Here is an 18,116-nt window from a genome sequence, read left to right as displayed (position 1 = left end):
CCGCGCGGGCCCGTCCGGGGCCTTTTCTTCGAAACGAATCGAAGGCCCGACCCCCCAGAGCGGCCCCGCCGACCCTCGGCCCGGCCGAGCCAAGAAAGAGGAACACGCGGTGGCGGAACGGTACGACCTGGTCGTGATCGGGGCGGGCCCCGGCGGTTATGTGGCGGCGATCCGGGCGGCGCAGCTCGGGCTCAAGGTGGCGTGCGTCGAGAAGGCGGACGCCCTGGGGGGGACCTGCCTGCGGATCGGCTGCATCCCCAGCAAGGCCCTGCTGGACTCCAGCGAGCTGTACCATCTGGCCGAAGCCAAGTTCTCCAAGCACGGCATCAAGCTCGACAACCTCGGCATCGACCTACCGACGATGCACAAGCGCAAGGATCAGGTCGTCAAGGGGCTGACCGACGGCGTCGCCTTCCTGTTCCGCAAGAACAAGATCACCCCCGTCTTCGGCGCGGCGAAGCTGACCTCGCCGACGACCGTGCGGGTGACCGGGAACGACGGCAAGGACGTCGACCTGGAGGCCGGCCACATCCTGCTGGCCACCGGCTCCGCGCCGATCAACCTGCCCTTCCTGCCGTTCGACGGCAAGACCGTCGTCAGCTCGACCGAGGCCCTGGCGTTCGACGCCGTCCCCAAGCACCTCGTCGTGGTCGGCGGCGGGGCGATCGGCCTGGAGCTGGGCTCGGTCTGGCGCCGCCTGGGCGCCAAGGTCACCGTGATCGAGTTCCTCCCGCGCATCGTGCCCTCCTCGGACGTCGAGATCGGCGAAGCCCTGCGCAAGAGCCTGGCCAAGCAAGGTCTGGAGTTCCACCTGGAGACCAAGGTCTCCGGGGCCGCCATCAAGCCCGACGGCGCCATCGTCAAGGCGACGAACGCCAAGGGGGAGGAGTTGGAGTTCCCCTGCGACAAGATCCTGGTCTCGGTCGGCCGGCGGGCCTACACCGAGGGCCTGGACCTCGACAAGGCCGGCGTGAAGGCCGACCCGAAGACCGGCAAGGTCCCGGTCGACGAGCACTTCCGCACCAACGTCCCGACGATCTCCGCCCTCGGCGACCTGATCGCCGGGCCGATGCTCGCCCACAAGGCCGAGGACGAGGGGGTCGCCTTCGCCGAGCTGCTCGTCGGCAAGGCCGGGCACGTCGACTACAACACGATCCCCAACGTCGTCTACACCTGGCCCGAGCTGGCCAGCGTGGGCCGGACCGAGGAGCAGTTGAAGGAGGAAGGGGTCCCTTACCGCGTCGGCAAGTCCATGTTCATGGCCAACGGCCGGGCCAAGGCGATGGACGAGGTCGAAGGGGTCGTGAAGCTGCTGGCCCACGCCGAGACCGACCGACTGCTGGGCGCCCACATCGTCGGCGCGCGGGCCAGCGACATGATCGCCGAGCTGGTGGCGGTGATGGAGTTCGGCGGCTCGGCCGAGGACGTGGCCCGCACCAGCCACGCCCACCCGACCCTCAGCGAGGTCGTCCGCGAGGCGGCGATGGCCGTCGACAAGCGGGCCATCAGCGGCTGATCGGCAGATCCCGAACCCCCGGCGCGGGCGATCCGACCCCGCCGTTTGCAACCCGCGTCCGGGGGGTTAGACTGATCGTGCATACACCGCCCGATCGTCGACTCGTGCCGGGAGCCGGAACATCATGTGGGAAGTCCTTTGCGAGGTCGGGGCGGGGCTGCGGCCCTCGGAGCGGACGGCGGCCGTCCCGGACGTCTACGGCGACCGCCACCACCTCCGCGTGGAGGCCGGGTTCCTCGCCGAGGTCGACGGCAAGTCGTACCTCCCGGTCGGCCTGATCGGCGTGGACGAGGCCAAGCAGCTCGCCCTGGTGGAGCTGCCGCACGAGTCCGACGCCGGGATCAACCGGCTCTGGGTGCGGATGGGGAACCTCCGCAAGATCGAGCCGGCGAAGGCCGTCTCATGATCCTCTCGGACCGGGAGATCGACGCCGCCATCCGGCGCGGGCAGGTCCGGATCACCCCGCCCCCCGACGACCTGGCCTCCGGCGTCTGGTCGTCCACGGCGCTGGACCTCCGGCTCGACGCCCGCCTGCAAGTCTGGAAGCCCCCGGAAGGGCCGGCCTCGCGGTTCGTCGTCGACCCCTGCGACGTGAACTTCAGCGCCACCGAACTGGCCTCGGCGCACGCCCACGAGGAAGACTGCACCGAGGGCTTCGAGGTCGAGCCCGGGATGTTCCTGCTGGGCTGGACCATCGAGAAGATCCAGCTCCCCCACGCCTCGCGGATCGCCGCGAGGGTCGAGGGGAAGAGCAGCCTGGCGCGGATCGGGATCGGCGTCCACGTCACCGCGCCAACCATCCACGCCGGCTTCGGCTTCCGGGGCCAGGACCCCGAGTTCGTCGGCAACCCGATCCAGCTGGAGATCTGGAACGTCGGCCCGATGACCGTCCGCCTGGTGCGCGGCCTGCGCATCTGCCAGGTGATCTTCGAGGAGGTTTCCGGAGTCCCCGGCAGGGGTTACGACGGCGTCTTCGCCATCCAGGGGCCCGACGTCCCGCCCCTGGGGTGAGCATGCCGGAAAAAACCCGGCGAACGCGGCCAAATCGGCGTTGATCTCGGCCGGGGGCCCCGGTAATATATCCCCTGTGACGCGACGACGAGTGCCGACAAGCCTCGAAGTCGACTTCACCCCAGAACCGCCTTACGGGGGATTAGCTCAGCTGGGAGAGCGCTTGCATGGCATGCAAGAGGTCAAGGGTTCAAATCCCTTATCCTCCACTCTTTTGAATCGACGCCGACTCAGTCGATTCCTTTCCGGTCAGCCCGCCGCATCATCTGATCTGACCCACATTCGCTGAATCAGACGGCTCGCGGCCACCCTCCCCGGGTCGGCCGCTTCGAGCCTCTCCAAGCTCTCCACGGTTTGACGTCCCCGGCCGGGTGCGTTCCGCCACCGGATCGCCTCGTCCGAGTTCGTCGTCACGATCGTCCCGGTCGTGATTCGAAGGATTCTGTCACGGCGAAGGCTCGCCGGCTTGGAGACGTTCTGATGCGGATGTCGAAGCATGCGCAGGATCGACGGCCGATCGACCACATTCGGGCTCGCGTGTTCATCGTGAGCCTGCCCGGGATGACCTGCGACCGCGAGCGGGTCTTCATCAACCGCTGCCGCCGCCTCGCCTCCGCGGCGATGGCCGCCGGCGTCCCCCTGACCGTGGCCTGGAACGCGATCGCCGGCTGCGTCGATCGCCTGACGCCCCGCCTCCGCACCGAGTACGAACGCGAGACCTTCCTCGCGATCATGCAGCGCCTGCGGGCCGAGCTGTTCCAGGACTACGCCGTCGCCTCGAACTGACCGCGAGGATCGAGTCGGAAGCGGAGACCGACGCCGGCCTCCCCGTCCCGTCCGTCACTCGCCGGATTTCGTCGCCTTCAGGTGATCGTCGAAGAACCCGACGACCAGCCCGCTCAGGTCGCGCTGGCGAGGCCGCAGCGCGAAGCTGTGGGGGGCGCCCTCGACGATGACGAGTTGGTGCGGCACGCCCACGTCCTGGAGCTTCGCGGCCAGGCGTTCCGAGTGGAATAGGGGGGTCGTCGTGTCGGCCGTACCGTGCAGCAGGAGGATCGGCGGGTCGTCCTTCGTGACATGGTTGATGGGCGCGGCGAGGCGGTAGAGGTCGGGCTCCTCGCTCCGCTTGGACGGGAACATGACGTGGTCGCGGTCGAACCCGGCGGCCATGTGGGCGTACATCGGCACGGCGGCCCGGATGCGGGTGGAGACGCCGGGGTCTTCCTCGGGCTCGAAGCCGTCCTCGGGGCCCGTCAACGCGAGCATCGCCGTGAGGTGACCCCCCGCCGAGCCGCCGATCGCGCCGATGCGGTCGGGGTCGATCTGGTACTCGTCGGCGTGCTTGCGGAGCCACTGCACGGCGCGCTTGCAGTCCTTCAGGTTCCCCGGCCAGGTGGGGCTCCCCGCTTTCGCCAGCGCGTAGTCGATGCTGATGCAGACGTAGCCGTGCTGCGCGAGGGTCGTGCCGATCTCGATCTCGCGCTTCGCCCCCCTCTCGCCCCCGGTCCAGCCGCCGCCGTGAATGATGACGATCCCCGGCCGACGTTCACCGGCCTTCGGCTCGCCCCCGGGCAGATACAGGTCGAGCTTCTCGGCGCGGTCGGGGCCGAGGTACGGCACGTCCTTGCGGACGAGGACGTCGTCGGCCCAGGCGACGGCCGAGAGCGCGAGAAAGAGGAAGGTCGAAGGCATGGGCGGTCTCCGTGCCGGGGTCGGTTCAGAACAGCTCGGCGATCGGCTGGCCGTTGTCGGCGACGATGAAGTGGGGGCGCTGGTTGGCGTCCTGATAGTAGGCGTCGAGGGGGACGCCCATGTGGCGGTAGATGGTGGCGGCGAGGTCGCTGGGGGTGACCGGGCGGTCCTTGATGTGGCCGCCGTCGGCCTCGGTGGAGCCGATGACCTGGCCGTGCTTGAGGCCGCCGCCGGCGAGGCACATGGACATCACCGCGTTCCAGTGGTCGCGGCCGTCGGTGCTCCCCTGCGTCCCCATCCTCGGCGTCCGGCCGAACTCGCCCATGGCGATCACCAGCACGTCGTCGAGCAGCCCGCGCTCGTCGAGGTCGGAGACCAGCGTGGTGATCAGGTGGTCAAACAAGGGCAACAACGGCTGGAGCCCCTTGCTGATGCCGCCGTACGGCGGGATGTTGTCGCCGTGATTGTCCCAGGTGCCCGACGCCCCGTGGTAGCTCAGGTCGAGCGTGATGAACGACGAGCCGGCCTCGACCAGGCGGCGGGCCAGCAGCGCCTGCTGACACCAGAGGTGCTTGCCGTAGCGGTCGCGGACGGCCTGCGGCTCCTTCTCCAGGTCGAACGCCTCCTGGGCGCGGCGGCCGATGAGGAGGTCGACGGCCTCGCGACCGTACTTGTCCAATGCGGCGACGTCGGGCGAGTGGTCGAGGGCGCGGCGGAGGCCGTCGAGGTCTTCCAGCAACGCCTGGCGGCTCACCAGCCGCTCCTGAGTCATGCCGCCGGGGAGCTTGAAGAACCCGGCGGGCGACGTCCGCCCGGAGTCCACGCCGACGTTGTTGTAGATCGGCAGCTTGCACGCCTGGTTGGCGATGAAGGGGTCGAACTGCTTCCCGAGGTGGCCGCCGTAGGCGATGTGCGACCGCGAGGTCTGGAAGGCGACGTACGGCGGGATTCCGGGCCGGTTGGGCCCGTGGTGCTTGGCGACGATCGAGCCTATGGCCGGATACAGGTCCTTGCTGGGGCTCCGGCGGGGCTCGGCGTCGAGGTTGGCGGTCTGGAAGACCTTGTTCGGCTCGTGGTTGCTGTGGCGGGCGTCGACCGAGCGGATGATCGTGAACTTGTCGAGCATCGCCGCCTGCTTCGGCAGGTGCTCGCAGATGTGGACGCCGGGCAGGGCGGTCGAGATCACGCCGAACGGCCCGCGGTTCTCCAGCGGGCGGTTGGGCTTGGGGTCCCAGGTGTCGATCTGGCTGGGGCCGCCGGCCATCCAGAGGAGAATGACGGCCTTCCCCCCCGGGGGCTTGGTCGCCGAGGCCGACGCGCGGAGGCGCAGGAGGTCGGGCAGGGTCAGCCCGGCCAGGCCCGCCAGGCTCGCCTTGAGCATGCTGCGGCGGCTGGCGATCACCAGCCCTTCGCGCTCGCGGGCCCGAAGGTCGCCGAAGGCGTGGGGGTGGGCGTGGCCGTGATTCGGCTGGAGGGGATCCAGTCCGCTCATGAGTCGCGTCCTCCGAATTCTTGCGGCGTCTTCCTCCTCGTTCCTCGGCTGGTCCTCCAGGATACCTCCAAAGGGCCGCCGGGCCCATCCAAACCCGGGCCCGGCGGCGGGTTTCGGCGCGGTCGGCTCGATTGACAGGGTCGGCCGGTCCGTTAGAATCCACGACGGATCGGCCTCGGATGACCACGCCCCCGGAGGGAGCCTCCATGCCCCGCCTTCGCTCGACGCCCCTGCGGCTCTTCGCCGCGTCCGCCTGCCTCCTGATCGCCGGCGGGATCGGGACCGCGTCGGCGCAGGACGCCTCGGCCCCCCCCGCCGTGACCCCGGTCGTGGAGGCGAAGGCCGAGCCGTCCGCCCCGTCGGGCGTCGACGCCAAGCCGGGGGTGGACCGGAACGCGATGCGACGGCTGCTGCTAACCGCCAACCCGATGCTCTGGCCGCTGGCCGCGTGCTCGATTCTGACGATGGGGATCGCCCTGGAGCGGTTGCTGGCGCTCCGCCGCAAGCGCATCGCCCCGCCCGAGTTCGTCGACCGCTTCCTGGAGCGGCTGGCGGCGGGGAAGCTCGACCGCGACCGGGCCCTGGAGCTGTGCAAGGCGCACGACAGCGTGGCGGCGCGGGTGTTCGGCCACGCCGTCCGGGCCTGGGGCCGGCCGGGGGCGGAGATCCGCCAGATCGTCGCCTTCGACTCGGCCGGCGAGGTCCTCGAATTGAAGCGGAACCTCCGGGTCCTCAGCGGCATGGCGACGCTCGGCCCGCTGCTGGGGCTGCTGGGGACGGTCGTCGGCATCATCCAGTCGTTCGACGCCCTCGGCGGCAAGGCCGGGCCTTCTCGGGGCGAGATGCTGGCCCAGGGGATCAGCCTGGCGCTGATCGCCACCGCCTTCGGGCTGGCGATCGCGATCCTGGCCGTCTGCATGTATTACTATCTGCTCAACCGCCTCGACGTGCTGACCCGCGAGGTCGACGAGCACGCGCGCGAGGTCGTGGAGCTGGTCGCCGGCGACTCGATCCGGCCCTCGATCCTCGACCGCCGCATCCCCCCCGGGCTCCCCAACGAGGCCCCTCGGCCCGCCCAGGAGACGCGCGTCGTCTGAGCCAAGCCGCCCCCTGGCCGCGCCCGCGGCGGAACCCCCGAGGCCCCCTCGATGCTCTCCAGCCGCCTGCAGGCCCAGGACGAAGCGCCTTTCATCAACATGACGCCGATGGTGGACGTCATCCTCTGCTTATTGGTGTTCTTCATGGCGGCCACCCGCCTGTATGATTGGGACGAGAGCGAGTTCGCGGTGAAGGTCCCGGAAGTGGCCGACGCCGCGCCCCTGACCGCCGCCCCCGACGACCTGGTGCTCACCGTGATCGAGCCGGGGAAGGTCGGCGTCGGCGAGGAAGTCCACGACCTGGACGGCCTGGCCGTGCTGCTCCGCCGGGCCCGGGCGCGGTTCGCCAACCAGGGCGTGATGATCCGCGGCGGGGCCGCGTTGGCCTATCAGGACCTCGCCGACGTGTTGTCGGTCTGCGACTCGGCCGGGATCCGCAACGTCCGCCTCCCGGTCCGCTCGCGCGACGAATCGAACCGCCAGGGCGACCGGCCCTCGCCGTGACGAAGGATCGTCCCCGCCTCGACCGCCCCGCCCCGCCCCCTCCTTTTGGAGCCGATGATGGAGCTTGTCCAGCAGCTAGTCGATTTCGTGATCCATTTCAGCCCGGAGTCGCTCAACCAGATGGCCCAGATGGTCGGGCCCTGGCTCTACGTGATCCTCTTCGCGATCATCTTCGCCGAGACCGGCCTGGTCGTCACGCCGTTCCTGCCCGGCGACTCGCTGCTGTTCGCGGCCGGCGCGGTGGCGGCGCACCCGGACGCGCCGGTGCAGCTCCTGCCGCTGACCATCCTCCTGATCGTCGCGGCGATCCTGGGCGACGCGGTGAACTACGCGATCGGCTGGTACGTCGGGCCCAAGGTCTTCGCGAAGGAGAACTCGCGGCTGCTGAACCGCAAGCACCTGATCCACGCGCACGAGTTCTACGAGAAGTACGGCGCCGTGACGATCATCCTGGCGCGGTTCATCCCGATCGTGCGGACCTTCGCCCCGTTCGTGGCCGGCATCGGCCGGATGAGCTACGGCAAGTTCGCGCTCTACAACGTCACCGGGGCCATCGCCTGGGTGGCGATGTTCCTGGTGGGGGGCTGGTGGTTCGGCGGCCGCGAGATCGTCCAGAAGAACTTCAAGCTGGTCGTCGTGGCGATCATCGTCATCTCGGTCCTGCCGGCCGTGTTCGAGTTCGTCCGCGCCCGGATGAACTCGAAGCGGGAGGCCGAGCGCGAGGCCGTGGAGGCGGGCCTGGCCGAATGAGCGAGGGGAGGGGAGGGGGTCCTCGCCTCGGCCGCCGGCGTCAGTCCTGACGGGGGTCGAGGGCCCGCTCCAGGTCATCGAGCGGGACGGAGCCCAGGTCGCCGCCCAAAAGCGCGGTGAGCTGCAGGCCGACGAGGGCCTCGCTCGACTTCCGGCCGTCGAGGATCATGCCGAGGTAGGGCTCGGCCCCGACCAGGACCGCGCGGGGCTTGCCGTGGACGGTGAGGACGTAGCGGACCTTGTCGTTCTCCAGCTCCCGGAGGATGCCCGGCAGGTTCTGGTGCAGCTCCCGGCTGCCGATGATCCGGACGGGTGAATCCGAGGTCTTTTCCGCCATGAACAAGGCCTCCGCCAATCAAAGATGATGCGACGCCCCTCGATCCTCGGGGCCCTCGCGACCGCCAGGCGCGGTCGATCGTCGCGAGACCTCGCGGCGGTTCGATTCGACGCATGCGGCGAATTTCGACAGCTTGCTTAAAAAACGTCTTGAACAGTTGGGGCGACGATCCGCCCTCGGAAATCGACGATGCAGGCCGGAGGCCCGAGGCTCCTGGCGCTGCGGGGGCCGAGACATGCGTCCCGCGCGACGCGGTACGACTATTTTACTAGGCCGTGACGCCCTTGCAAGGGTCGACGCTCGACCCGGGGCGTTTTGGCGGGCGGGGGGACCTCTCCCGCCGACTCGGAGGGACCTCCCATGAGCGTGCGGAACACCCCGGGACTCGTCGGCCTGCTCGGCCTCGCCGCCGCCCTGCTCACCCCCCCCACGCCGGCCGAGGAGCCCCCGCCGACGTTCCGGGCGGGCGTCGCCGACCGCGACGTCACGCCCCCGAAGCCCACGCCCATGTGGGGCTACGGCGCGCGACACGACGTCCTCTCGACGGGCGTCCGGGACCGACTTTTGGCCCGGACCGTGGTCGTCGAGGCGGGGGGGAAGAAGCTGGCGATCGTCGGGATGGACCTGGGCCGCGGCCCGACTCCGGCCATGACGGCGAGGATCCGCGAGGCCGTCGCCCCCAGGGGGATCGTCGCCGTCCTCCTCTGCGGCAGCCACACCCACCACGGCCCGGTGATCGAGCTGACCGACGAGCCCGGCCGCGGCCGCGGAAAGTTCGACGACGCCGTCGCCTACGCCCGCGACCTCCCCGATCAACTGGCCGGCGCGATCCTGGAGGCCGACGACCGGCTCGAACCGGTCGCGATCCGGGCGGCGGCGAAGGACCTGACGCTCAACCGCAACCGGCACACGAAGAAGGAGCCGAAGGCCACCGACCCGAAGCTCACCGTGATCCGGCTCGACCGCCCCGACGGTTCGCCCCTGGCCGCGGTCGTCCACTTCGCCGCCCATCCGGTCATGCGGGCGGGGGACGACCTCCGGTTCTCGGCCGACTACCCGGGCGCGCTGCGGGCGACGGTCGAGGAAGGCCTGAGCGCCCCCTGCGTGTTCCTCCAGGGGGCCGGCGGGGACATGAGCCCGAACGCGCCGGCCGGCGTCGAGGGGGCGGACGCCTTCGGCCGCGTTCTCGGCCTCGCCGCCCTGGAGGCGGCCGAGCAGGCCCGGTCCGCCGAGGCCGTCCGGCCCGCGATCGGCGTGGCGGTCGAGTCGCATCGGTTCGACGCCCGGCTCGACCTGGCCAACCCCCTGAACCGCATCCTCTACGGCCGGGCCTTCTTCCCCGAGCTGGTGGCGAACGTGGCGGACGAGTTCGCCGGCGGCGTGACCCCCGAGACCACGACGGCCCTCCTCGGCGATTCGCTCGGCCTCGTCGGCCTCCCCGGCGAGCCCTTCCACCGCCACGCGACCCGCCTCCGCGAACGCGCCGACCTCCCCCACGCCCTCGTCCTGGGCTACTGCAACGGCCACCTCCTCTACTTCCCGACGATCGAGGCCGCCTCCGAAGGGGGCTACGGGGCCGACCCCCGGATGTCCCCCATCGCCCTCGGCGCCGGCGAGACGATGCTCGACCGAGCCCTCATCGCCCTGTACCGACTCCGGGGCAAATTCCCGGGGGAATCGCCGGCTCCGGACAGGCCGCGATGATCATTTCGGTCGATTCCGTCAAAATCGCCGCGCCCGACGGTTTCGGCTAGGCCCCCCGCGCGGGGCGATGCATAATCGAAGGTGCCCCCAGTGCGAAGGGCGGCCCGGCGACCCCGGGCGCCGCCTCCTGACCGACGCCGGTCGACTTTCCCGAGGCCCTCGCCCGGGCCTCCGCATGACGAACGCTCATGCCCCGAATCCGGCGTCGTCGCCGGCCGGTCGTCGCCGGCCCGACTCGCGTTCGACGAGGCCCCTGCCATGTTCCCGATCGTCGAGGCCGAGTTCCTCGCACCCGACGTCAAGCGTTTCGTGATCGAGGCCCCGCGCGTGGCGAGGAAGCGCAAGGCCGGCCAGTTCGTCATCCTCCGGCTGCACGATCACGGCGAGCGGATCCCGCTGACGATCGCCGATTCGGACCCCGATCGCGGCACGGTCACGCTGATCGTCCAGGGGGTCGGCAAGACGACCAAGCTCCTCAACATGCTCGGCCCCGGCGACGCGATCCTGGACCTGGTCGGGCCGCTGGGGACGCCCTCGCACGTCGAGGCCTTCGGCACGGTCGTCGTCATCGGCGGGGGCCTGGGGGCGGCCATCGCCTACCCGACTGCGAAGGCCATGAAGGAGGCCGGCAACCACGTCGTGTCGATCGTCGGCGCCCGCAACAAGGAGCTGGTGATCCTCGAGGCCGAGATCGGCGCGATCAGCGACGAACTGCTGGTGACGACCGACGACGGCAGCTACGCCCGCAAGGGGTTCGTGACCGAGGTCCTCCGCGAGCTGATCGAGTCGGGCCGGGCGATCGACCTGGTGCTGGCGATCGGCCCCACCCGCATGATGCAGGCGGTCGCCGAGACGACCCGGCCGAAGGGGATCAAGACGGTCGTCAGCCTCAACTCTTTGATGGTGGACGGCACCGGCATGTGCGGCGGCTGCCGGGTGCTCACCACCGCCGGGGCGCGGTTCGCCTGCGTGGACGGCCCCGAGTTCGACGCCCACGAGATCGACTTCGAGACGCTCGTCCGCCGCAACCGGACCTATCTCTCGAACGAGTCCGAGTCGCTCAGGCGGTTCCTGGAAGACCCCGAACGCGACCTGGACCGCGTCCGCGAGTCGTGCCGCCTGGAGTGGGAGCACCCGGAAGTCCGCGCGGAGGCCCGCCGATCATGAACGCCGAGACGCCCGACCCCGCCGTCCCCGCCCCCCCGCTGTCGAAGAAGGATCGGATGAAGATCCCCCGGCAGCCCATGCCCGAGCAGGACCCGGCCCGGCGGCGGACGAACTTCGAGGAGGTCAACCAGGGCCTGACCGTCATGGGGGCCGCGACCGAGGCCCTGCGCTGCCTCTCCTGCGCGAATCCCAAGTGCACTTCGGGCTGCCCGGTGGGGGTGAAGGTCAAGGACTTCGTCGATCTGATCGTCGCCGGCGACTTCCTGGGCGCGGCCGCCAAGATCCGCGAGGACAACATCCTGCCGGCGATCACGGGCCGGGTCTGCCCGCAGGAGACCCAGTGCGAAGGCTGCTGCATCCTGGGCAACAAATTCGAGCCCCTGGGCGTCGGCTACCTCGAACGGTTCGTCGCCGATTACGAGCGCCGGACCGGCCGCGTCGGCCTGCCCGAGCGGCCCCTGGCCACCGGCAAGAAGGTGGCGATCGTCGGCAGCGGCCCGGCGGGGCTCAGCGCGGCAGGAGACCTCGTCCGGCAGGGCCACGCGGTGACGGTCTTCGAGGCGCTGCACGCCATCGGCGGCGTCCTTTTGTACGGCATCCCCGAGTTCCGGCTCCCGAAGGAGATCGTCCGCCACGAGGTCGACGCCATGCGGATGATGGGGGTCGAATTCCAGACCAACGTCGTGATCGGCAAGACGGTCACCATCGACGAATTGATGGCCGACGAGGGCTACGACGCCGTCTTCGTCGCCACCGGCGCGGGGCTGCCGAAGTTCCTGGACGTCCCCGGAGAGCACCTGAACGGCGTCTACTCGGCGAACGAGTTCCTGACCCGGGTGAACCTGATGCGGGCCGATGCCTTCCCCGAGAGCGACGAGCCGGTCTTCGACTGCCGGGGCCGCGACGTGGCGGTCGTCGGCGGCGGCAACACGGCGATGGACGCCGTCCGAACCGCCTGCCGCTTGGGCGCGCGGACCAGCTACCTGATCTACCGCCGCTCCGAGGCCGAGATGCCCGCCCGGGCCGAGGAGCTGAAGCACGCCAAGCAGGAGGGGATCGCCCTGATGACGCTGACCAACCCGGTCGCCTTCCTCGGCGACGCCGACGGGTTCGTCTCGGGCGTGCGCTGCGTCCGGATGGAGCTGGGCGAGCCCGACGCCTCGGGCCGCCGATCGCCCAAGGAGATCCCCGGCTCGGAGTTCGAGACGCCGATCCAGATGGCCGTGATCGCGCTGGGGACGTCGGCCAACCCGCTCGTTCAGTCGACCACGCCGGAGCTCGCGACGACCCGCAAGGGCTACATCGCCGCCGACCCGGAGACGCTGCGGACGTCGAAGCGGGGCGTCTTCGCCGGCGGCGACATCGTCACCGGCGGCGCGACGGTCATCCTCGCCATGGGGGCCGGCCGCAAGGCCGCCGCGTCGATCCACGAGTATTTGAGCACCGGGGCGTGGGACGCCCCGGCGTGAGAGTCTGTCCCGGAAGCCGGCTTCGCCGGATCATAACGGGCTTCCCCCCTCGCGGGGGAAGGTGGTCCGAAGGACCGGATGAGGGGGAAGACGAGCACGGAAACCGTCGGCGTCGCGGCCGACCGGGCCTCGGATTCCGACGGGGCCCTGGAGCGTCATCCCCCTCATCCGACCCCTTCGGGGTCTGCCTTCCCCCGCGAGGGGGGAAGGCGTCGGAGACCGCCGCGGATTGAGCCTCCGAGACAGACTCCGAGGCCCCGCGCCGGCCGTCGTCAGTCCTCGACCTGCTCCAAATCCGCCCACGCCACCGATTCGAGCAGGGGACGGACGTGCTCGGCGTCGGCCACGACCACGGCGACGAGGGCCTGGGGGTCGATCCGCCGGCGCACCGCGTCGACGACCGAGTCCAGGTCGACGGCGGCGATCCGCTCGGGGAAGTTCGCCAGGTGGTCGATCGGCAGGCCGTGGATGAAGACGTTGGCGTAGCGGTTCACCAGGGACGAGGGGGTCTCGAAGTGGCGGGACTGCCCCTCGATCAGCGACCGCCGCGCGTCGTCGATCTCGTCGAGCCGCGGGGGACGGTCGCCGAGCAGGGCGTCCAGCTCGGCGCGGACGTCCTCGAAGGCCACGTCGAGCTTGTCGGCCTGGAGCGAGGCGGCGATCGCGAACGGCCCCGCGCCGCGGCGGCCGTCGAAGCTGCTGCGGACGCCGTAGGTGAACCCGCGCTCCTCGCGGAGCTTCTCGTTGAGCCGCGACGTGAACTGGCCGCCGAGGACCTGGTTGAACAGCCCGAGGCGGTCGTAGTCCGGGTCGTTCCGGGCGATGCCGACGTGGCCGAATCGGACGACGGCCTGGGGGGCGCCGGGGCGGTTCAGCAGCAGGATGCGGGGCCTCTTCCCTCGCGCCGGGGGCGTGATGGACGGGGCGGGGGCGGCGTCGCCCCGCCAGTCGCCCAGGCGGTCCTCCAGCATCGCCAGGATCGCGTCGGGGTCCACGTCGCCGGCCACGACGACGGCCGCCTCCGCGGGGTTGAAGGCGCGGCCGTAGAACGAGACGGCCTCCTCGCGACCCAGCCCGGCGACGACCGCTTCCACGCCGTCCAGCGGATGCCGGTAGGGGTGGCCCTTGGGATAAAGGGCCTTCATCAGGGCCCGGTGGCATCGGGCGTCGGCGCCGTCGCGCTCGGCGCGGAGGGCCGCGACGGTCTGGCCGCGCAGGCGGTCCCACTCGTCGGCCGGGAAGCTCGGCTCGCGGAGGACGTCGGTCGCCAGGCCGAGCATCCGGTCGAGGACCGACTTCAGGCAGCGGATCGAGACGAACGAGCCGTCCCAGCCGCATGAGGCCGAGAGCGCGGCCCCCATCGACTCCACGTCCTCGGCGATCTGGGCGGCCGACCGCGATTTCGTCCCCTCGTCCAGCATCCCGACGGCCAGCTGCGCCAGGCCCGGGCGGTCGATCGGCTGGAGGCCGGCCCCGCCTCGGATCGCGACGGTCATCGAGACGGTCGGCAGGTCGCGCTTGGGGAGCACCCAGACCGGCAGGCCGTTCGAGAGCGCGTGGACCTCGGGCGTCGGGGCGCGGAACTGTGCCGGCTTTCGCGACGGCGGCGGCGTGGCGCGCTCGACCTTGGCGACCCCGACGGCCGGCTTGCGGCCGTGGATCGAGAGCCCCACGAACGGACGGCAGTCGAGGTAGTCGACGGCCGCCTCGCGGAGGTCCTCGGGCGTGGCGCGGAGGAACCGCTCCAGGTCGGTCGTGATCAGCGACGGGTCGCCGCGATAGACGTTGTAGGCGTTGAGCCGGTCGGCCACGCCGCCGAAGCCCCCCGCGTGCTCCAGCGCGAACAGGAAGGCCGACGCCTTCATCGTCTTGACCCGCTCCAGCTCCTCCTCGGTCACGCCGTCGCGGGCGATCGCCTCGACGGCGTCGAGCAGGGCCCGGCGGACGTCGGCCGTCGACTTGCCGGGGCGGAGGGTCGCGATCAGGCCGAACGTCCCCGCCAGCTCGCGGCCGGACTGGTAGGCCGTCACGTCCTGCGCCCACTGGCGTTCGAGCACCAGCTCCTTGTAGAGCCGGCTCGACCGCCCCCGGCCCAGCACGTCGCCCAGCAGGCTGAGCGCGGCGTCGTCGCGGTCGAACTGGGGCACGGTATGCCAGATCATGTACGCGCGGTCCAGCTCCACGCGGTCGCGAAGCTCCAGCTCCACGGGCTCTGGCAGGACGACGGGGGGCGTCCAGGGCCGCAGCGCCTTCGAGCCGCCGGGGATCGGGCCGAAGTAGCGCTCGGCCATCGCGAAGACCTCGTCCTCGGGCAGGTCCCCCACGACGGCCAGGCTGGCGTTCGCCGGGACGTAATAGCGCCGGAAGAACGCCGCCACGTCGTCGCGCGAGGCCGAGTCCAGGTCCTCCATCACGCCGATCGTCAGCCAGCTATACGGGTGCTGGGGCGGATAGAGGGCCTCCGAGAGGATCCGCCAGGCCTGGCCGTAGGGGCGGTTGGCGTGGGTCTGGTGGTACTCGTTCTTGACCACGTCGCGCTGGACGTCCAGCTTCTTGGAGTCCAGGGCCGGGATCAGCCAGCCCATACGGTCGGACTCCATCGCGAATACCCGCTCGGCGTGGGCGGCGGGGATGTCCACGAAGTAATTCGTGCGGTCGGTCGAGGTCGAGCCGTTGATGCTCGCCCCCAGCGGCTGGAGGTGCTTGAAGTAGTCGCCGGGGTAGTGCTCCGAGCCTTCGAACATGATGTGCTCGAAGAGGTGGGCGAACCCGCGCTGGTTGCGCTCCTCGTCCTTGGAGCCGACGTGGTACCACAGGTTGATCGCGACGACCGGCAGCCCCGGCCGACGCCTCGCGATCACGTCGAGGCCGTTGGCGAGCGTCTGCTTGCGGAATTCGAACGGCGGGGGCGTCGGCGTCTCGCTCATCGCGGGGGGCTCGCTGGGTGCTGCAGGGTGTCGGCGTCGATCCCGGCCATCGTCGGGGCGAAAAGGTTGCAGTTTAGCGTCCTCGGCCATTTCCGGGCAGGCCAGTGAGACGGCGTCGGGCGTCGCCCCGGCTCCCGGAAATCCGGCCGCGGGAGGCCCGGCGCCATCCCCAACCGCGTCCCCGGACTCCGCCGCGGAAATCGGCTTCGATTGGGTTCGTTCGCAGCCTGGAATTTCGCTTTAAACTCAAGCAATCAATCGGTTTACCTCCGTAGAAAAATTGGCTTCGTTCGGCGCTTTCGATGCGATCCCCGCCCCCTCGCCCAGGCCCGAGGAGCGATGTGGGGACGCTCGCCGGGACGTTGATCGATCCGGCCGAGCCGGGGCCCCGGTCCCGGGACCTTGAAAAGCTCAAGGCGCACCCCTGAAGAAAATGTACACCCGGAGCGCGGGATGGAGAGGGGGGCGGGCCCTCGATCGCCGGAGGCCCGAGCGGAAAGCCGCCCCGCATCGTCTCCCGTCATTCCCGCGATCGAGAACGATCCGGGCGGCGCGTTGTGGTAGGCTCCCGAGTCGAGATGACGCGCCCGGCTCCGCGAGGAGGGGACATGCGGGAGTTCCTCAAGCTCTTCAAGCTGGACGACCGGTTCGGCCGGGATCTCGCGATCACCTTCGCGGGCCTGGGGACGGCCTCGCTGCTGGGCTTCGTCGCGGTGATCTGCCTGCATCTCACCGGCGGCCTGGTCGGGCGGGGCGTCTTGCTGAGCTTGTTGCTCCCTTTGATCGTCATCGGCCTGACGAAGACGGCGGGGCCGACCATGATCGGCATCGGGCTCTGGATGATCCTCCTCGGCCCGCGACGCTGGGGCCTGGCCCTGCTGGCGGCCGGGGCGGGGCATGTCGCCGCCGTCGGCTGGGCCGAGTGGTGGATCGCGGGGCCCCAGGGCCTCCGGCTCTGGAGCTAGTCTCCCCGTCACAAGCGCCGGCGCGCACCGTGTATGATCCAGGGGCGGACGCCTTGCCGGCCGGACCCAACAACGCCTAATCTTATAAGACCGCATCGGCCGCGACGCCCGGCGATTTTTGGGGACGGCGCTGGGGGGCGGTGCGTCGAGCGGTTAGAATGAAGCCTTGGTCGAGGAGTCGCCGTCAGGGGTGCGCCGTCCCACGCAGGCATGCCCCGAGCGGCGGCCGAGGTCGTCCGATCTCCGCCGGGTCCGCGGCCGGGGGCGGGCCCATTCCGAGAGTTCTTCCAGAAGGTCGGGATGTGAACTGGGACGACATCATCATCGACGCCTCGGCCTCCGACACCGGGATGCGTCGCCGGAACAACCAGGACAGCCATGCGACGGTCCGCGCGGCCAACCGCGAGACCTGGCGGCGGCGCGGGCACCTGTTCATGGTCGCCGACGGCATGGGCGCGCACGCCGCCGGCGAGCTGGCCAGCAAGATGGCCTGCGACCTGATCCCCCACAACTACATGAAGGCCAAGGCCGGCGCGGCGGGCGAGGCGATCGCCAAGGCCTTCCGCGACGTCAGCGCCCAGATCAACGTGCGGGCCGCCGCCAACCGCGACTTCGACGGCATGGGGACCACCTGCTCGTCGCTCCTGCTCCTGCCCGAGGGCGCCCTGGTGGCCCACGTCGGGGACTCGCGGGTCTACCGGGTGCGTGAAGGCCGGATCGACCAGCTCTCGTTCGACCACAGCCTGGTCTGGGAGCTGGTCCGCCGCAACCACCTGACGTCCGAGCAGGCCAACGTCTCCATCCCCAAGAACGTGATCACCCGGAGCCTGGGCCCGGCCGAGGTCGACGTGGACCTGGAAGGCCCGCTGGCCGTCCAGCCGGGAGACGTCTTCCTGCTCTGCTCCGACGGCCTCTCCGGCCCCGTGACCGACCCCGAGCTGGGGGCCTTCGCCGGGCACTTCCACCCCCGCGACGCCTGCCGCTACCTCGTCCACCTGGCCAACCTCCGCGGCGGCCTCGACAACATCACCGTCCTGATCGTCCGGGTCGGCCCCTGGGTCGACCCCGAGTCCGGCGAGACCGACCAGCGCGACGCGCCCCGGAAGAATTCGGCCGGGTCCTCCGCCGCGGCCAAATCCTGGAAGGATCGGCTCGTGGAGCGGCTCACCGCCCCCAAGGCGGTCCAGCCGCTGGCCCCCGAGGACGAGCACCGCTACCGATCGGCCGAGTGCACGATCGACGACCGCCTGATCGACACGCTCTCGCAGCTCGTCGAGGACGTCCGCGAGACGGCCATCTCCCAGGCCTGGTCGGTCGACTGGACCGCGCTCTCGGAACACCGCCGGAAGTTCGCCGAAGCGCAGGCCGCCGCCAACTCCTGGGTGATGCTCCGCGAGATCGGCGAGATCGCCTCGATGCTCGGCCAGGCCGGCCGGTTCCATCGCAAGCACGCCGCCACCTGATCGGCGGCCCTCCCACCGACGA

At 70.6% G+C, this 18,116-nt stretch carries 16 protein-coding genes and 1 tRNA gene; 13 read left to right on the top strand and 4 right to left on the bottom strand.

All coding sequences use genetic code 11. The features are described 5' to 3' along the window. Positions 1 to 109: 109 nt before the first annotated feature. The 5 genes from lpdA to G6O68_RS21045 all read left to right on the top strand — a co-directional run bounded on the left by lpdA (position 110) and on the right by G6O68_RS21045 (position 3,313). Positions 110 to 1,516, top strand: coding sequence for a dihydrolipoyl dehydrogenase (gene lpdA / locus G6O68_RS21065; RefSeq protein ID WP_165250612.1), 1,407 nt, complete (start codon positions 110 to 112; stop codon positions 1,514 to 1,516). 124 nt (positions 1,517 to 1,640) lie between these two features. After that, on the top strand, positions 1,641 to 1,922 hold the full coding sequence (locus G6O68_RS21060; RefSeq protein WP_165250611.1) for a hypothetical protein: 282 nt from the start codon (positions 1,641 to 1,643) through the stop codon (positions 1,920 to 1,922). Further along, on the top strand, positions 1,919 to 2,527 hold the full coding sequence (gene dcd / locus G6O68_RS21055) for a dCTP deaminase (protein WP_165250610.1): 609 nt from the start codon (positions 1,919 to 1,921) through the stop codon (positions 2,525 to 2,527). The genes G6O68_RS21060 and dcd overlap by 4 nt, the downstream gene beginning before the upstream one ends. A 136-nt stretch (positions 2,528 to 2,663) precedes the next feature. Then, positions 2,664 to 2,736: transfer RNA gene (locus G6O68_RS21050), tRNA-Ala, on the top strand. Between the two features lie 271 nt (positions 2,737 to 3,007). Then, positions 3,008 to 3,313 (top strand): hypothetical protein, encoded by a 306-nt coding sequence (locus G6O68_RS21045; RefSeq protein WP_165250609.1) that lies wholly within the window; start codon positions 3,008 to 3,010, stop codon positions 3,311 to 3,313. A 54-nt stretch (positions 3,314 to 3,367) separates the two neighbouring features. Here G6O68_RS21045 and G6O68_RS21040 read toward each other — a convergent pair whose 3' ends face one another. Both G6O68_RS21040 and G6O68_RS21035 read right to left on the bottom strand, forming a co-directional pair. Further along, positions 3,368 to 4,219 (bottom strand): alpha/beta hydrolase, encoded by an 852-nt coding sequence (locus G6O68_RS21040; RefSeq protein ID WP_165250608.1) that lies wholly within the window; start codon positions 4,217 to 4,219, stop codon positions 3,368 to 3,370. Positions 4,220 to 4,244: 25 nt separating this feature from the next. Next, positions 4,245 to 5,711 carry a DUF1501 domain-containing protein gene (locus tag G6O68_RS21035; protein ID WP_165250607.1) on the bottom strand — a complete coding sequence of 489 codons (1,467 nt, stop codon included), beginning with the start codon at positions 5,709 to 5,711 and terminating at the stop codon, positions 4,245 to 4,247. A 206-nt stretch (positions 5,712 to 5,917) separates the two neighbouring features. On the opposite strand from G6O68_RS21035, the gene G6O68_RS21030 reads away from it, so the two are divergent. From G6O68_RS21030 to G6O68_RS21020, 3 genes are read left to right on the top strand one after another with little or no spacing between them, the layout of a single operon-like run. Continuing rightward, positions 5,918 to 6,808 carry a MotA/TolQ/ExbB proton channel family protein gene (locus G6O68_RS21030; RefSeq protein WP_165250606.1) on the top strand — a complete coding sequence of 297 codons (891 nt, stop codon included), beginning with the start codon at positions 5,918 to 5,920 and terminating at the stop codon, positions 6,806 to 6,808. Positions 6,809 to 6,859: 51 nt separating this feature from the next. Further along, positions 6,860 to 7,312 (top strand): ExbD/TolR family protein, encoded by a 453-nt coding sequence (locus G6O68_RS21025; protein ID WP_165250605.1) that lies wholly within the window; start codon positions 6,860 to 6,862, stop codon positions 7,310 to 7,312. A gap of 57 nt (positions 7,313 to 7,369) precedes the next feature. After that, complete coding sequence (locus tag G6O68_RS21020) at positions 7,370 to 8,062, top strand: DedA family protein (protein ID WP_165250632.1); 693 nt, start codon at positions 7,370 to 7,372, stop codon at positions 8,060 to 8,062. 40 nt (positions 8,063 to 8,102) lie between these two features. On the opposite strand, the gene G6O68_RS21015 is transcribed toward G6O68_RS21020, so the two are convergent. Next, the gene (locus G6O68_RS21015; protein ID WP_165250604.1) at positions 8,103 to 8,399 is read right to left on the bottom strand and encodes a type II toxin-antitoxin system Phd/YefM family antitoxin; all 297 of its coding nucleotides are present in this window, start codon (positions 8,397 to 8,399) and stop codon (positions 8,103 to 8,105) included. 360 nt (positions 8,400 to 8,759) lie between these two features. On the opposite strand from G6O68_RS21015, the gene G6O68_RS21010 reads away from it, so the two are divergent. The 3 genes from G6O68_RS21010 to gltA all read left to right on the top strand — a co-directional run bounded on the left by G6O68_RS21010 (position 8,760) and on the right by gltA (position 12,739). Next, positions 8,760 to 10,103 (top strand): neutral/alkaline non-lysosomal ceramidase N-terminal domain-containing protein, encoded by a 1,344-nt coding sequence (locus G6O68_RS21010; protein WP_165250603.1) that lies wholly within the window; start codon positions 8,760 to 8,762, stop codon positions 10,101 to 10,103. A 258-nt stretch (positions 10,104 to 10,361) separates the two neighbouring features. Next, positions 10,362 to 11,270 carry a sulfide/dihydroorotate dehydrogenase-like FAD/NAD-binding protein gene (locus tag G6O68_RS21005; protein ID WP_165250602.1) on the top strand — a complete coding sequence of 303 codons (909 nt, stop codon included), beginning with the start codon at positions 10,362 to 10,364 and terminating at the stop codon, positions 11,268 to 11,270. Next, the gene (gene gltA, locus G6O68_RS21000) at positions 11,267 to 12,739 is read left to right on the top strand and encodes an NADPH-dependent glutamate synthase (RefSeq protein WP_165250601.1); all 1,473 of its coding nucleotides are present in this window, start codon (positions 11,267 to 11,269) and stop codon (positions 12,737 to 12,739) included. The genes G6O68_RS21005 and gltA overlap by 4 nt, the downstream gene beginning before the upstream one ends. 272 nt (positions 12,740 to 13,011) lie before the next feature. Here the strand turns inward: gltA and G6O68_RS20995 are convergent, their stop codons facing one another. Next, entirely contained in the window at positions 13,012 to 15,666 is a 2,655-nt protein-coding gene (locus G6O68_RS20995; RefSeq protein WP_165250600.1) for a M16 family metallopeptidase, read from the bottom strand. Between the two features lie 608 nt (positions 15,667 to 16,274). Between G6O68_RS20995 and G6O68_RS20990 the strand changes: the two genes are divergently transcribed. After that, positions 16,275 to 16,631: a hypothetical protein gene (locus G6O68_RS20990; protein WP_165250599.1), complete on the top strand. Its 357-nt coding sequence runs from the start codon at positions 16,275 to 16,277 to the stop codon at positions 16,629 to 16,631. Positions 16,632 to 16,933: 302 nt separating this feature from the next. Next, positions 16,934 to 18,094: a PP2C family protein-serine/threonine phosphatase gene (locus G6O68_RS20985; protein ID WP_165250598.1), complete on the top strand. Its 1,161-nt coding sequence runs from the start codon at positions 16,934 to 16,936 to the stop codon at positions 18,092 to 18,094. Positions 18,095 to 18,116: the final 22 nt, after the last annotated feature.

Origin of the sequence: Paludisphaera soli, from assembly GCF_011064595.1 — a bacterium.
GTDB lineage: Bacteria > Planctomycetota > Planctomycetia > Isosphaerales > Isosphaeraceae > Paludisphaera > Paludisphaera soli.
This window is presented reverse-complemented; position numbering and strand designations above follow the sequence as displayed.